Raw genomic sequence first — 13,799 nt, 5'->3', positions numbered from 1 at the left:
CCAACGCATCGAAATTCCCCTTTCATACTCGCGCCATGATCGCCTAAATGTTTTGAGCCTGGATAAAGGATTTATTATGGAAATGACCGCTGCCCCGGCTATACACCCAGAAGACATGACCCGACGTCAACTGGCACGACTGGTCCTTATCCTCGGAGCGCTGACCGCCTTCAGTTCCATGTCCATCGACATGTACCTCCCCGCTTTCCCGCAGATCGCCCGGGATCTCGCCGCGCCTCTCGGTACGGTGCAGCTCTCCATCTCCGCCTTCCTCTTCGGTTCGGCCGCCGGGCAGCTGTTTTACGGACCATTGGCAGACCGGTGGGGAAGGCGAACGCCGCTCCTCCTGGGACTGACGCTCTACGTCGCGGCAGCGTTCGGATGTGCCTTCGTCCACACGGGTGAGGGACTTCTCTTCTGGCGCGTGGTAATGGCGGTCGGAGGGGGAGCCGGCATGGTGATCTCGCGCGCCGTGGTACGCGACCTCTACGATACCGCCGAAGCGGCGCGGATGTTTTCGCTCCTCATGCTGGTCATGGGCGCCGCACCAATACTGGCTCCTATCGTGGGAGGACAGCTCCTGCTGATCACCGGCTGGCGCGGCATTTTCGGCTTTCTGGCAATCTTCGGCCTCCTTTCCCTCGCCGCGGCGGCAATGTGCCTTCCCGAATCCCTGCCGGCGGAACGACGCAGCCGGCGCGGCGTTGTCGAGATGGCTACCATTTATGCTCACCTTCTCCACAACCATCGTTATCTCCGCTACGCCATCGCCCTTGGCTGCGTCGCCGGGGTCAATTTCTCCTACATCTCGGGCGCACCGTTCGTCTTCATCGAACTGCACGGCGTCTCCCCCCAGCATTTCGGCCTTTTCTTCGGCGCCAACGCCTGCGGACTGATCGGCGCATCCCAGGTCAACCGCCGCCTTCTTCGCCGCTTCAGCGCCCAACATATCCTGGGCACCGCATCCACCGTCAATGCGGTGGGAGCCCTTCTTCTCGCGGTTGCAGGATACACGGGGATCGGTGGTTTTCCTGTCCAAGTCGCACTCCTGTTCGTCTGCATTTGTACGTCCGGGTTTCTCTATCCCAACGTGACCGCCCTCGCCATGGCCCCCTTCGACAAGGCGGCAGGGAGCGCGTCGGCGCTTCTGGGGACGATTCAGTACACCCTCGGGGCAACCGCGGGTGCGCTCGTGGGGATGTTCCACAACGGGACGGCGGTACCAATGACCGCTACCATGGCTCTCTGCGGGGTGCTGGGCTGGTGTGCCATTGTCGGGGTTGCCCGTGCATCATCGGCTCGGCGTGCGCCGGCGCAATAAACAATTGGTATACCTTCAGTTATCACCCGAATCGTATCGTGCCCTCACAGCATGGGGGAAAAGAGGTGCGAAAACCATTCCCTGGCTCTGATGGACCAGGGCCTCTTTTCCCACGACTCCTCGATGATCTGATCCGACTCGGCCAAGTCTCTCTCGAACATCCGCTCCATCTCCGCTGCAAAATCGCTCCCCAGCACGACCGTGTTGATCTCGAAATTTTTTGAAAAACTCAGGAAATCCAGATTGGTTGAGCCAACTGTGGCCCAGACTCCGTCGATGACCGCCGTCTTTGCGTGAAGTACAGCGTTGCGCCGCTCGTACAACTTCACCCCGGCCTCCAGCAACTCGTCGTAATAGTACCTTCCGGCATAGAGGGCCAAATTCTGGTCGCTGCTTTTCGGCAGGATGATCTTGACGTCCACGCCGCTTCGTGCGGCATCGCGGAGCGCCTGTATCATCTGCCCGTCGGGAACGAAATATGATGCCGTCAGGTGGATCGATTTCTCGGCGAAAGCGACGGCCGACACGTACATGATGAAGGTAGTCCGGCCGGCTTCACCGGGGTGGTTCGTGATGACCTGCACCAGGTTGGTGCCGCGTTCCTGCTGTGACGGGAAATAGTCTCGCTCATCCAGGGCTGGTCGTCCCTTCTGCTTCGCCCAGGCGCGGAGGAACGCCTTTTGAAATTCTACCGCTGCCGGGCCTTCGATCAGGATGTCGGTATCGCGCCAGGGGATGACGGGCGATGTCTCGTCTTCGCCGATAAACTTGCTCGAATAGGCCCGGCTGATGTTGACGCCGCCAGTGATAACCGTACTGCCATCCACAACCAGTATCTTGCGGTGATCCCGCAGGGTCAGGCGCCACTTCTTGGATGTTTTCAGCGGATTGACGGGATTGAACTCGACGACATTGACCCCCTTGTGCCGTAGCTGCTTGAAAAAACTTGCAGGTATTCTCAGGCAGCCGACACTGTCGTAGATGAGATTGACCTTGACCCCTTCCTCCCGCTTCCGGATCAGCAGATCCGCCAACCTGCGCCCCGTCTCGTCGTCTTCGAAGATGAACGTTTCCATGTTTATCGAATGCCTGGCTCTCTCGATCGCTTTGAACATGGCCGCGTACGTCGCAGGACCGTCGACAAGGAGCGTCACCCGATTCCCCTTGATGAGGGGGCTCCCGCTGACCGCTTCGTTCACCACGACCTGGCGCTCCAACATCTCCGTCGGCCCGGTCGGCAGGGTGAGCCGCTTTATTATGGCGCTGCTCTGAGTCGGGGATAACAGACCGTGAATGGAGGCGATGCGCGGCGGCTTGCCGTCGGACTGGACTTTGCCGATGACCGCGGATGCATCGGGCAGGCGGGCGCAACCGGATACCCAGCCGACGCAGGCCAGTGCAATGAACAGTGCAGGCAATCGCAGAGTGAGCATGGGTGAACTCCAAGGGGACAGGAAGTAGTCGCTATCAGAGAGTACTATAGCAGAGGAAAGCGGACTCGACACGGAAGGACGGCAGATGCTAGCGAGAGGCACCAGAATCGACCATTTCAAAAGAATGATACGATTGCACACTTTGATAGGTACCGCTATGCTGGTTCGGCATCTGCTCGGAACTCATCGTTGCTGGATAGAGAAGGAAGGAGAACGGCCATGGGGCATCTTGTTGGGAAAGACATTTTTCGCGAACTTGGCAGAAAGATCGATGGGATGGAGATGCGGGCGCCATGGAATGAGCGGCTTCATGCAATCCTGAAGGAACTCTACACGAGCGAAGAAGCCGATGTAGTCATCAAGATGCCCTATGGGCTGTCCACCTTTGAGCAGCTGGAACAGGCCACCGGCTATGAAAAGGGCAAACTGCTGCGGCTTCTCGAAGGATTGACGGAAAAAGGTCTGGTCGTGGACCTGTGGTTACAGGGGTCATACCACTACACCCCTGCTCCTCTCGTAGTTGGTATCTTCGAGTTCACCATGATGAGAATGGGGCCGAATGCCAGCAGCAAGGAATGGGCGAGGCTTTTTCACGACTACCTGTCCGGGGATGATTCCTTTCTTGCGGCAAACTTCGGCCACGGCGAACAAATCTCATTCGTGAGGGCCTTGCCCCATGACGAAACGGTGAGAAGTCCCGATTATGTCGAAATTCTGGACTACGAAAAGGCATCGTCCCTGATCGCCCAATCTGACCGATTCGCCATCGGGATCTGCAGCTGCCGCCATGAAAAGCTGCATCTCGGTGTGAAGAACTGCGATGCGCCCCTGGAAAGTTGCACCCAGTTCGGCTATGCGGCGGATTTCATGATCAGGCACAACCTGGCCCGTGAAGTGAGCAGGTCGGAAATGGAAGATCATTTCGCGCGATCGAGGGAACTGGGGCTCGTGATGGCCGCGGACAATGTCCAGAAGAACATGAAGTTCGTCTGCCACTGCTGCAAGTGCTGTTGCAACGTCCTGAGAGGCATCAGCGAGCACGGCTATCCGAACTCCCTGGTCACCTCGAATTATCTGGCCGAGATTGACGGTACGAACTGTATCGGCTGCGGAAAATGCGCCAAGGTCTGCCCGATTGAGGCTATTTCAATGGTTGAACTGGAAGCGCCTGAAGCGGGAAAGAAAAGGAGGGTCCTGGTCGACACTTCCATCTGCATCGGCTGCGGAGTATGCGCCCTTACCTGTCCGACCAAGGCCTGCAGGCTTGGGAAACGAGGGCAACGGGTCATTCATCCCGAGACCACCTTCGAGCGGATCATGCTGCAGAGTCTGGAGAAGGGAACCCTCCAGAACCAGATTTTTGCGAACCCGCAGAGCTTTAACGAGAAGTTTGCGCGCGCCTTTGTCGGCGCGTTCCTCAAGTTGCCCGCCGTGAAAAAAGCACTTTTGGGGGAAAGCCTGCGGTCTCGATTCCTCCAGGCCATGAAAGCGGGTGCAAAACGGCAGGGGAAGGAATGGATGACCCAGATCTGACAGGAATAGGTCAGCCCTTACGTCCTTTGATACAACAATCGTCTTATCCGGATACGGCGTACCAGTGGAGGGATGCCGAACATCGCAATGAGGACTATCACCATTGTCGTGTTGGGATCTCGAATGTACGAATTCAGATGCAAGGTCGTGATCGCGATGACCGTAAAGTAAAGCATGTCGCCAGCGATGGCAAAACCCCACCCTGCAACGAAACCGTGACCGGAGGCGAGCGCCGAGGCGCGCCCCGTCATGGGATCAACACCGAACGCGATCATGATGAGCGCAATCGGACCGGCGCCAGTCCCGGCGAAATGCGACGTGCTGCGAGCGGTAGCCGATTTTAGGGCTGCGCTGACGCGAGCCAGGAATGGAACTTTCCCGCACACCGTCGTGATAAGGCGAAGGATTGGTTCAAATGCAAAGGCCAGGATAACATCAGACACGAGATAGAGCAGAGTGGTGACGGGCCAGGCCAAGCCTTTTGCATGGGCAAGCAAAACGCCGGAAGGTATTCCGCCCCCGACGGGGAGAAGAAAAAGCTTCAACACGGAAAGCATCACGAATTCCGACTGGCCTAAACCTGGAATTTGGCTGGATTGTGAAAAAAGATCCATAAAGACTCGCTGCTTGGGTGATAATTACGATAAGAGGGGTATGGCAGTCTTGTTTTCACCATGAATCGCGATATTGTTCTAAACATAGCTCTTTCATTGCATAGTTTCCCAAAGGAAGACTCCTTGCACCGCGGTCCGGTTTCACGGCGACTTTGCTCCGTAACGGGAAAGTGCTGGTCGCGTGTCGGTTTAGACCCAGTTCAAGTTACATTTATAGTGGCTATCAGACATACAGGATAGCAAGCCGAAGGATTTGGTTGCAGGAGCTGACTAGCTTCGCTAGCTCGACGGGCTTCATCAGCATTTACATCAACTTTTACATCAGTACAAACAAAAAAGGGTTAGCCATTACGGCTAACCCTTTGATTTGTTTGGTTGCGGGGATAGGATTTGAACCTATGACCTTCGGGTTATGAGCCCGACGAGCTACCTGACTGCTCCACCCCGCGTCACAAGAGACCTGTTTATACTATGAGCCAAATCCTAAGTCAACAAAAAAAATCACACCTCTATTCAGGAATTATTATTGCTGCTTTGCCGAGCTGTTTTGCAAGTTTTGCGGCAGCCACGGGATCCATTTGTTTTCCTACCCTTACGCGGTACCATGTCCCCTTGCCGGAGATGTTAGACTCGACAACATAAGCTGCAAAACCCTTTTCCACCAACGACGATCTAATCGCATCTGCTTCCTTGCGCTCTTTTGCAGATGCTACCTGAACGGAGAATTTTCCCTTTACTATCGGCGTTTTTTTCGCCGTCGCTTCTTTGGATGTTTCGCTGACCGCCTTTGGATGTTCAGCATTGTCCGTGGCAGAACTTAGGGGTGGCGCAGGCATGTCAGTCTTCGCAGGTTGTTGCGTCCCCGCTTCAGTCTGTCGCGGTGATGCCTGATCTTTTTTTGGTAAAGCTTCGGCGGATGCTTTAGCCGGAGATGCGTGTTGCATCGTTGGCTGTTTTGGATTTATGCCGCTCCCGAGAATGACTTTACCGCCTTTAGGCAATGTTTCGTAAAAAGTCAGTGATGGTTCCTGCAGCGAAGCAGGAGCTCCCTGCTTGCCAGTGACCGAATCCTTGGCCGTTGAAGACGGTTGCTCCTGAGATTTGTTCTTCGTTGCTATCGGTTGAGGTGGCTGAACGTTGTCAACCTTATTGCGCGGTGGAAGCAGAAAGCGATCCGTCAGTACTCCAAGGGCAAAGGAACAGGCGGCAACCAGGCCAAATGCTATAACAAAGAGGCCGACGGGTTTCGATTTTGGCCGGTTTTTGTTGACCGGTTTTCGTTCACGATAATCAAGGACCATAAACCCTTCCAGCTACATCTTTTCCGGTGCCGAGACACCCAGGAGTGCAAGCCCGTTCTTCAGTACCTGAGCAACGCACTTGAGGAGGAAGAGCCGTGCCGAGCTCAACTCTTTCTCTTCGCCTATGACGCGATTTTTATTGTAAAAAGAGTGGAAAGCCCCTGCCAGCTCCTGCAGGTAGTAGGTGATCCGGTGTGGCTCGAAGGACAAGGCGCTTCCCTCGATAACCTCAGGGAAAGAGCCGATGAGCTTGATGAGTTCAATTTCTTCCGGCGTTCCGAGAAGATACACATGGGCATCAGGGAAGGACGGAACGCTGATTCCCCGGTCACAGGCGGCCTCGAAGATGCTGCAGATCCGTGCATGGGCGTACTGGACGTAGTAAACCGGGTTTTCGAGGGATTGCTGTTTGGCCAGATCGATGTCAAAAACCAGTTGAGAATCAGGTTTCCTCATGAGGAAGAAGAATCTCGTGGCATCACGGCCCACTTCGTCGATCAGATCCCGCAAAGTAACGTAGCTGCCGGCGCGCTTGGATATTTTCACCTCTTCGCCGCCGCGCATGACCGTAACCATCTGGTGAAGAACGTACTCAGGCCACTCTTGAGGAATTCCCGCATTGAGGGCCTGAAGGCCGGCACGCACCCGGGTTATGGTGCTGTGGTGGTCCGCTCCCTGCTCGTTGATGACGCGGGTGAAGCCACGTTCCCACTTGGCCAGATGGTAGGCAACATCGGGGACAAAGTAGGTGTAACTGCCGTCCGACTTGCGCATGACCCGGTCCTTGTCGTCTCCGAAGTCCGTGGTCCGCAACCAGAGGGCGCCGTCCTGCTCGAAGGTGTGGCCGTTCTCGATCAGGCGCCTGACTACCTCTTCGACACGACCTTCGGTATAAAGACTCGATTCAAGCGAGTAGACATCGAAATGCACGTCGAAGGCCAGGAGGTCCTGGTCCTGTTCGCGCCGCAGGTAGGCCACGGCAAAGCGGCGGATCGCGTCAAGGTCATTCGGATCGCCAGCGGCAGTGACGTGCTGGTCACCGGCATCTACGGTTTCACGATTGAGATAGGAGCGGGCCACGTCCTTGATATAGTCGCCCTGATAGCCATCAGCCGGCCACCGGGGGTCCCCCGGCTCAATGCCGAGACAGCGTGCCTGAACGGAAAGCGCCAGATTGGCGATTTGGGCGCCGGCATCGTTGTAATAAAACTCACGGGTCACATCGAAACCGGAAGCTGACAGAAGACGACAGATGGTGTCACCGATGGCAGCACCCCGTCCGTGGCCGATATGGAGTGGCCCCGTGGGGTTTGCACTCACAAACTCCACCTGCACCTTATGCCCTTCACCCGCGCAGCTACGCCCGAAGTTCGCCCCTGCCGCTTCCACGGCCACAAGCGTTCTGCTCCACGCCTCGTTCTTGATTCTGAAGTTGATAAAACCGGGGCCGGCTATATCGATTTCCCCGATGATTCCACCCTCACCATTTTCAATATGCTTGACGATTGTCTCTGCAATCACCCGCGGCGCCTTGCGCTCGGCCTTGGCCATGGACATGGCAACAGTACAGGCAAAGTCGCCGTGCTCGGCATGGGCCGGTTTCTCTATGACTATGGCCGGCATCTGGTTCGAGGCAAGAGAGCCGTCGGCAAAACACCGCTCGATGCCCTCGGCGACCAGAGAACGAACCCTATCCTTCATTGTTCCCTCCAGTTGACTCATTGTATTTCATCCGATTCTTCGTCCGGAACCTTAATGGAAACGTCACGGCTGAAATCGGGACAGCGCGCGCCGCCATCGGTGACGCAGAATTTCTTCGCACATGTTTCGCGCCAAGCACAAACGGCACATGCCTGCCTCTTTGAACTGCTCATGGCTTCATCTCCTGATGACAAAAAGGAAAGAGCGGAATTTCTCCGCTCACCCTATCGCTTCTTCTCGACCGCCGATGAGACCGGCTGCTGGGTCTTGGCCTGGGCCTTGTCCGACGACGGGAACTGATAGACGACTTCATTGGGCCGCACAAGCCCGAAATCCTTTCGGGCGATACTTTCCAGGTAGCGCCGGTCGGTTTTGAGCGCTTCTATCTCACGTTTGAGTTTCTCATTCTCACCCCTGACCTCGGTCACCTTCTGCGCAATTTCCTGTTTTTCCCTGCTCAGGTGATAGATGCGCAGAAGTCCCCGCTCGCCGAAAACGGTGAAGAAGAGGATGAAGAGTATGCAGCCGGCAGGGATGAGGTACATCCGCTTCCGCATGCTTCCTCCTTTGGTCATGAACCCGAACCGGCGCCAGGGCCGGAGAAATAATCAACTGTCTTTGTGAGTCCCGTTTCCAGGGGCACGATGGGCTCCCATCCAAGCGTCGTCCGGGCGAGGGTAATATCGGGCTGGCGCTGCTTGGGGTCATCCGACGGGAGAGGCCTGAATACAATCCGCGACTTGGAACCGGTCAGCGCGATTATGCGCCGGGCAAATTCCAGGATAGTAGTTTCAGCGGGGTTGCCCAGATTGACCGGACCGGTGAAGCCTTCACATGACATCATCCGGACAAGCCCTTCCACCAGGTCGCTCACATAGCAGAAGGAGCGGGTCTGGCTGCCGTCGCCATAGACTGTTATGTCTTCCCCTTTGAGGGCCTGGACAATGAAGTTCGACACCACCCTGCCGTCATGCTCTGCCATGCGGGGACCGAATGTGTTGAATATCCGGACTATTCGGATGTCAACGCCATTCTGGCGATGGTAATCCATCATGAGGGTTTCCGCAACCCGCTTCCCCTCGTCGTAGCAGCTGCGGATCCCGATGGGGTTCACGTTCCCCCAGTAGGTTTCGGGCTGTGGATGCACTTGGGGATCGCCGTAGACTTCAGAGGTGGAGGCAAGAAGAATTCGCGCCCGGACCCGCTTGGCGAGGCCAAGCATGTTGATGGTCCCCATGACGCTTGTCTTGATGGTCTTCACCGGGTTGTACTGATAGTGGACCGGCGAAGCAGGACAGGCCAGATGATATATCTGGTCCACCTCCAGGAGAATCGGCTCGGTTATGTCGTGGCGGATCAGCTCGAAACGGGGGTCGCCCAAAAGTGGCAGGATGTTATCCTTACACCCCGTAAAGAAATTGTCGATGCAGAGGACCTCGTGGCCATCACTAACCAACCGCTCACACAGATGGGAGCCGATGAACCCGGCCCCGCCGGTTACCAGAACACGCATTGATGGCCCCTGCTAACCGGTAAAGCCCGAGCCGTTGCGGCCGATGGAGTGGTAAGTAAAGCCGATCTCCCGCATCCGCCGGGGGTTGTAAAGGTTCCTGCCGTCAAAGATAACCGGGGCAGTGAGGCTCGCGCTGATGCGCTCGAAGTCGGGATTGCGATACTCGTTCCACTCGGTAATGATGGCCAGCGCGTCGGCTCCATTGAGAATCTCGTACTGGTTGGTACTAGTGCAGGTTATCCGGTCGGCGAAAATCTTTTTAGCTTCCTTGACCGCCTCGGGATCATGTGCCCGGACCGTGGCACCCATTTCGAGGAGTTTGCTGATGATGACGATCGAGGGAGCTTCGCGCATATCATCGGTACGTGGCTTGAATGAGAGCCCCCAGACGGCGATAGTCTTTCCTGCGAGGGGTGCTGCCCCACATTCCTTTGAGAAATGGGCGATCATCTTGTCGATGAGGACCCCTTTTTGCCGTTCATTGACATCCTCTACCGCTTTAAGCAGGACAAAGTCGTAATTGCATTCCTCGGCGGTCTTGATAAGGGCCTTCACGTCCTTCGGGAAGCACGAGCCGCCGTAACCGACGCCGGGAAAAAGGAAATCGTAGCCGATCCGCGAATCGGAACCAATTCCCTCGCGCACGGCTGACACATCCGCCCCCATCCGCTCACAGAGGTTCGCTATCTGGTTCATGAACGAGATGCGGGTGGCGAGCATGGCATTGGCGGCATATTTGGTCATTTCGGCGCTTTGGACGTCCATAACGATAAGGCGGTTGGTCTTTCTCATGAAGGGAGAATAGAGCTCTTTCATGATCTCTGCGGTACGGACATTGTCGGCACCGATAACGACCCGGTCGGGCTTCATGAAGTCGTCGATTGCGGCGCCTTCCTTGAGAAACTCAGGGTTCGACACCACATCGAACTCGTAGGCAACACCGCGGCGGTCGAGCTCCTCCTGGGTAGCCCGTCTCACTTTGTCCGCGGTGCCAACCGGTACCGTCGACTTGTCGACGATGATCTTGAACCCCTCCATGTTGCGACCGATTTCCCGGGCCACGGCAAGAACATGCTGAAGATCGGCCGAACCGTCTTCCCCCGGCGGTGTCCCTACGGCTATGAAGCAGATGAGTGATTCCTTCACCGCTGACGCCAGGTCGTTAGTGAAGGAAAGGCGCCCCTCGGTGCTGTTGCGAAGAACCAGCTCCTTGAGGCCCGGTTCGTATATGGGAAGAAGCCCCTGCTTGAGCCCTTCAATCTTCTCCTGGTTAATATCAACGCAAATGACCGTGTTGCCGCTTTCGGCGAAGCAGGTTCCAGCGACAAGGCCCACATATCCGGAGCCAATGACACAGATTTTCACAATGCAACTCCTCGGACAGAATTTAGCGTTTCAACATAGCATAAAAAACGCTGAAACTTCCAGTAATTTTCCTCAGAAATGGTATCCACGCCTACCTCCACGTCTTAATTTGACATTCACCTGACCGGAGCTAATCTTGCTTCATGTCAGTGGGTAGACTGCTGGACGCCCCGGACAGGCGAGGATGTCTGAGCGACACAGCAGAGGAGCGGAAAATATCGCTCGATCGGGAGGTGCTACGATGTATTTACAGAGAATTTCAATCCTTATAATCCTGCTCACAACCTTGTCAGGGTGTGCTCATGTCATCAGTGAGCAGTCACGGTCTCTGGTTGACCCCACCATTACCTACACCATGCTCAAGGGAAAACCCGATGCGTTTGTCGGGAAGTACGTGCAACTGGGAGGGGTAATTGTCGGGGTCAAGAACACTACCACAGGAAGTCAATTGGAGATAATGCAGGTTGCTCTCGACACGACGGGTATGCCGGAGGATACATTTCGCTCAGAGGGAAGGTTTCTCGCCATTTCCGAGTCGTTCCTCGACAGCATGATCTATAAACCGGACCGCCTCGTTACCCTGGTCGGGGAAGTGAAGGGCAAAAAAGTAATGCCGGTCGACGAAGTTGAGTACACCTATCCCGTCGTTGCCATCAAAGAGATTTACGTCTGGAAAAGCTACGACTATGAGAAGGGCTACCCCTACCCCACTCCGCCACCCTACTCCTTTTATGATCCATACTACTACGGATACTGGCCCGGGCCGTACTGGTACCGACCCCTGGGGCCGGTTTATCGGCGCTGGTAGCGCAAAAAGACAGGGCGGATTCCATAACCCGCCCTGTCTCTCTCCTCACCTAACAACATCCTGCCTGGTCACTTTTCAAGCATAAGCTCCATGAGCCGGTGCCCTTCCTCCAGCACAAGGCCGGAAGCCCGGGCAGAATCTTCGTCATAGCCCAAAATCGAATCATTGTCCGATTCTCCTCCATCGTAGATGATGAAGGGAACGGGCGCGTCCGTATGTGTCTTCAGCCTGATTGGGGTTGGATGATCGGGGGTACAGAGTATCCGGAACGAACCAAAACGCCTGATCCCTTCCATGACGGGCCCGACAACCCTGGCATCGAAATCTTCGATGGCCTGGAGCTTGTGGGAAAGGTTTCCCGAATGGGAAGCCTCGTCGGGCGCCTCCACGTGAAGGTACACGTAGTCATGGGTCTCCAGGGCTTTCAAGGCTGCCTGAACCTTACCGTCGTAGTTGGTGTCAAGGTAACCGGTGGCCCCCTCGACCCGAATCACGTCGAGGCCCGCGCCGATGCCAATGCCGTTTATGAGATCGACCGCAGAGATAACCGCCCCGGAGAGACCGAATTTTTCCCTGAAAGGCTCCATCTTGGGCGCTTTGCCGTGCCCCCAGAGCCAGATGGAATTCGCCGGGATCTTGTCTGCTTCAAGGCGCCGGCGGTATTGGGGATGATTGTTGAGAATCAACTGGGAGGAGTTCATCAGATAGATGAGCTTGTCGGCCCCCTCTCCCTTCGGAAGATAGTCGAGGATGCTTTTCCCCGATATATCATGGGGAGGGGTGGCGGACATGCCGCTCTTGCCGTTGCGCCATACCATGAGATGACGGTATCCCACGCCGGGGTAGAACTGGAACTCGTCATCGCCGATCTGCTGCTGGATGGCCTCGATGAGTTCGCGCCCCTCTTCGGTGGAGATATGCCCCGCCGAGTAGTCGTTCATGATGAGCGTCCCCTTGGTCGGCAGGAGATTCACGAGATTCACCCGGAACGCCACATCATCAGGCCCGAGCTGAACCCCCATGCTTGCCGCTTCGAGGGGTGAACGGCCCGTATAGCAGGTACGCGGGTCATAGCCGAACACCGAGAGGTTTGCCACATCGCTTCCCGGAGGGAGCCCTTTCGGCACGGTGTGGGCAAGGCCGATCCTCCCTCGCCGGGCCATGGCATCCATGTGCGGCGTCCTGGCCGCCTGCAGTGGTGTCTTTCCGTCCAGATCCTTCACGGCCTCGTCCGACATCCCGTCACCGAGGAGCACGATATACTTCATTGCCCTGTCCTTTCCTGAGTGAGTTTTCCTGTCTGCACCGACCCTCCCTATCCCCGTGGATGGTATTCCTCGTGGATGCGTTTCAATCGCTCCCGGGTCACGTGGGTGTAAATCTGTGTTGTCGCGAGGTCCGCATGGCCGAGCATTGTCTGCACGCTCCGCAGATCCGCGCCGTTTTCCAGCAGATGGGTTGCGAACGAATGGCGCAGGGTATGAGGGGAAATGGTTTTTCTTATTCCCGCCTCAATGGCCCGTTTTTTTATTATATTCCAGAACGCCTGCCGAGTCATCCGGTCTCCCAGCCGGGTGAGAAACAGATTGGCGTTGTCGCCGTTTCGATCCATTTCGGGGCGCGCCTCGACCAGATAGCCAGAAACGGCTGCACAGGCGGATTCACCCATGGGGACAAGCCGTTCCTTACCCCCCTTGCCGAAAGCCATGAGGTATCCCGCAGTTACATTCACATCGCGCACCCCGAGGCCCACAAGCTCGGAGACCCGCAGTCCCGTGGCATAGAGAAGCTCCAGCATGGCCCGGTCCCGCACATCCAGCGCACTGTCGCTTCCGGGGGCGGCCAGAAGCGCCTCGACCTCCCGGCCGGTGAGGATCTGGGGAAGCTTGGCCAACGTCTTAGGCGCCTCAATTATCGCAGTAGGGTTCGCCTCGGCATACCCCTCCACAAGGAGAAACCGGTGGAACATACGAACGGCGGAAAGGGCCCTGGCTCTGCTTCGGGGGGCGAGACCACGCTCCTTGAGATGGGCCAGAAAATCCGCCACATCCACGGGACGAACCGCAGACGGTTCTCCGCAACCCCGTTTTTCAAGGAAATCCAGATACCGGACCATGTCGTGGCCGTAGGAATCGAGGGAATTTTTCGCCAGCCCCTTCTCCACCAGAAGGTAATTAAGAAAGAGATCAAGGTACTGGTTCACGTTCTCC

The 13,799-nt window shown here is 56.4% G+C and carries 13 protein-coding genes and 1 tRNA gene; 3 read left to right on the top strand and 11 right to left on the bottom strand.

What is annotated here, in order from left to right; translation table 11 throughout:
* The first annotated feature begins 115 nt into the window (after nucleotides 1–115).
* Nucleotides 116–1,321, top strand: coding sequence for a multidrug effflux MFS transporter (locus tag KI811_RS04055; RefSeq protein ID WP_246551349.1), 1,206 nt, complete (start codon nucleotides 116–118; stop codon nucleotides 1,319–1,321).
* A gap of 44 nt (nucleotides 1,322–1,365) precedes the next feature.
* Here the strand turns inward: KI811_RS04055 and cls are convergent, their stop codons facing one another.
* Nucleotides 1,366–2,754, bottom strand: a complete 1,389-nt coding sequence (gene cls / locus KI811_RS04050) for a cardiolipin synthase (RefSeq protein ID WP_214185217.1) — start codon at nucleotides 2,752–2,754, stop codon at nucleotides 1,366–1,368.
* A gap of 219 nt (nucleotides 2,755–2,973) precedes the next feature.
* On the opposite strand from cls, the gene KI811_RS04045 reads away from it, so the two are divergent.
* Nucleotides 2,974–4,287 carry an ATP-binding protein gene (locus tag KI811_RS04045; RefSeq protein ID WP_214185216.1) on the top strand — a complete coding sequence of 438 codons (1,314 nt, stop codon included), beginning with the start codon at nucleotides 2,974–2,976 and terminating at the stop codon, nucleotides 4,285–4,287.
* Between the two features lie 17 nt (nucleotides 4,288–4,304).
* On the opposite strand, the gene KI811_RS04040 is transcribed toward KI811_RS04045, so the two are convergent.
* The 8 genes from KI811_RS04040 to KI811_RS04005 all read right to left on the bottom strand — a co-directional run bounded on the left by KI811_RS04040 (nucleotide 4,305) and on the right by KI811_RS04005 (nucleotide 10,781).
* Nucleotides 4,305–4,901 carry a hypothetical protein gene (locus tag KI811_RS04040; protein WP_246551347.1) on the bottom strand — a complete coding sequence of 199 codons (597 nt, stop codon included), beginning with the start codon at nucleotides 4,899–4,901 and terminating at the stop codon, nucleotides 4,305–4,307.
* A 372-nt stretch (nucleotides 4,902–5,273) separates the two neighbouring features.
* Nucleotides 5,274–5,350, bottom strand: a tRNA-Met gene (locus KI811_RS04035).
* Nucleotides 5,351–5,410: 60 nt separating this feature from the next.
* Nucleotides 5,411–6,202, bottom strand: a complete 792-nt coding sequence (locus KI811_RS04030) for an SPOR domain-containing protein (RefSeq protein WP_214185215.1) — start codon at nucleotides 6,200–6,202, stop codon at nucleotides 5,411–5,413.
* A 12-nt stretch (nucleotides 6,203–6,214) separates the two neighbouring features.
* A complete protein-coding gene (gene argS / locus KI811_RS04025; RefSeq protein WP_214185214.1) occupies nucleotides 6,215–7,903 on the bottom strand; it encodes an arginine--tRNA ligase in 1,689 nt (562 codons plus the stop codon).
* A 17-nt stretch (nucleotides 7,904–7,920) separates the two neighbouring features.
* Nucleotides 7,921–8,076, bottom strand: coding sequence for a hypothetical protein (locus KI811_RS04020; RefSeq protein ID WP_214185213.1), 156 nt, complete (start codon nucleotides 8,074–8,076; stop codon nucleotides 7,921–7,923).
* A gap of 51 nt (nucleotides 8,077–8,127) precedes the next feature.
* The gene (locus tag KI811_RS04015) at nucleotides 8,128–8,460 is read right to left on the bottom strand and encodes an FtsB family cell division protein (RefSeq protein ID WP_214185212.1); all 333 of its coding nucleotides are present in this window, start codon (nucleotides 8,458–8,460) and stop codon (nucleotides 8,128–8,130) included.
* 14 nt (nucleotides 8,461–8,474) lie between these two features.
* Nucleotides 8,475–9,416 (bottom strand): UDP-glucuronic acid decarboxylase family protein, encoded by a 942-nt coding sequence (locus tag KI811_RS04010; RefSeq protein ID WP_214185211.1) that lies wholly within the window; start codon nucleotides 9,414–9,416, stop codon nucleotides 8,475–8,477.
* Nucleotides 9,417–9,428: 12 nt separating this feature from the next.
* A complete protein-coding gene (locus tag KI811_RS04005) occupies nucleotides 9,429–10,781 on the bottom strand; it encodes a UDP-glucose dehydrogenase family protein (RefSeq protein WP_214185210.1) in 1,353 nt (450 codons plus the stop codon).
* Between the two features lie 241 nt (nucleotides 10,782–11,022).
* On the opposite strand from KI811_RS04005, the gene KI811_RS04000 reads away from it, so the two are divergent.
* Complete coding sequence (locus KI811_RS04000; RefSeq protein WP_214185209.1) at nucleotides 11,023–11,589, top strand: Slp family lipoprotein; 567 nt, start codon at nucleotides 11,023–11,025, stop codon at nucleotides 11,587–11,589.
* A 68-nt stretch (nucleotides 11,590–11,657) separates the two neighbouring features.
* On the opposite strand, the gene KI811_RS03995 is transcribed toward KI811_RS04000, so the two are convergent.
* Together KI811_RS03995 and xerD are read right to left on the bottom strand one after the other, a co-directional pair.
* Nucleotides 11,658–12,857: a cofactor-independent phosphoglycerate mutase gene (locus KI811_RS03995; RefSeq protein WP_214185208.1), complete on the bottom strand. Its 1,200-nt coding sequence runs from the start codon at nucleotides 12,855–12,857 to the stop codon at nucleotides 11,658–11,660.
* A gap of 47 nt (nucleotides 12,858–12,904) precedes the next feature.
* Nucleotides 12,905–13,792, bottom strand: a complete 888-nt coding sequence (gene xerD / locus KI811_RS03990; protein ID WP_214185207.1) for a site-specific tyrosine recombinase XerD — start codon at nucleotides 13,790–13,792, stop codon at nucleotides 12,905–12,907.
* Nucleotides 13,793–13,799: the final 7 nt, after the last annotated feature.

Source organism: Geobacter hydrogenophilus, from assembly GCF_018501225.1.
Taxonomy (GTDB): Bacteria; Desulfobacterota; Desulfuromonadia; order Geobacterales; family Geobacteraceae; genus Geobacter; species Geobacter hydrogenophilus.
Note: the sequence above shows the minus strand (reverse complement) of the source record. Positions and strands in the feature narration are given on the sequence as shown.

Coding starts and splice junctions, on each gene's coding strand:
- KI811_RS04055 (WP_246551349.1), top strand. CDS start 116: ATGACCCGACGTCAACTGGCACGACTGGTCCTTATCCTCGGAGCGCTG.
- cls (WP_214185217.1), bottom strand. CDS start 2,754: ATGCTCACTCTGCGATTGCCTGCACTGTTCATTGCACTGGCCTGCGTC.
- KI811_RS04045 (WP_214185216.1), top strand. CDS start 2,974: ATGGGGCATCTTGTTGGGAAAGACATTTTTCGCGAACTTGGCAGAAAG.
- KI811_RS04040 (WP_246551347.1), bottom strand. CDS start 4,901: ATGGATCTTTTTTCACAATCCAGCCAAATTCCAGGTTTAGGCCAGTCG.
- KI811_RS04030 (WP_214185215.1), bottom strand. CDS start 6,202: ATGGTCCTTGATTATCGTGAACGAAAACCGGTCAACAAAAACCGGCCA.
- argS (WP_214185214.1), bottom strand. CDS start 7,903: ATGAAGGATAGGGTTCGTTCTCTGGTCGCCGAGGGCATCGAGCGGTGT.
- KI811_RS04020 (WP_214185213.1), bottom strand. CDS start 8,076: ATGAGCAGTTCAAAGAGGCAGGCATGTGCCGTTTGTGCTTGGCGCGAA.
- KI811_RS04015 (WP_214185212.1), bottom strand. CDS start 8,460: ATGCGGAAGCGGATGTACCTCATCCCTGCCGGCTGCATACTCTTCATC.
- KI811_RS04010 (WP_214185211.1), bottom strand. CDS start 9,416: ATGCGTGTTCTGGTAACCGGCGGGGCCGGGTTCATCGGCTCCCATCTG.
- KI811_RS04000 (WP_214185209.1), top strand. CDS start 11,023: ATGTATTTACAGAGAATTTCAATCCTTATAATCCTGCTCACAACCTTG.
- KI811_RS03995 (WP_214185208.1), bottom strand. CDS start 12,857: ATGAAGTATATCGTGCTCCTCGGTGACGGGATGTCGGACGAGGCCGTG.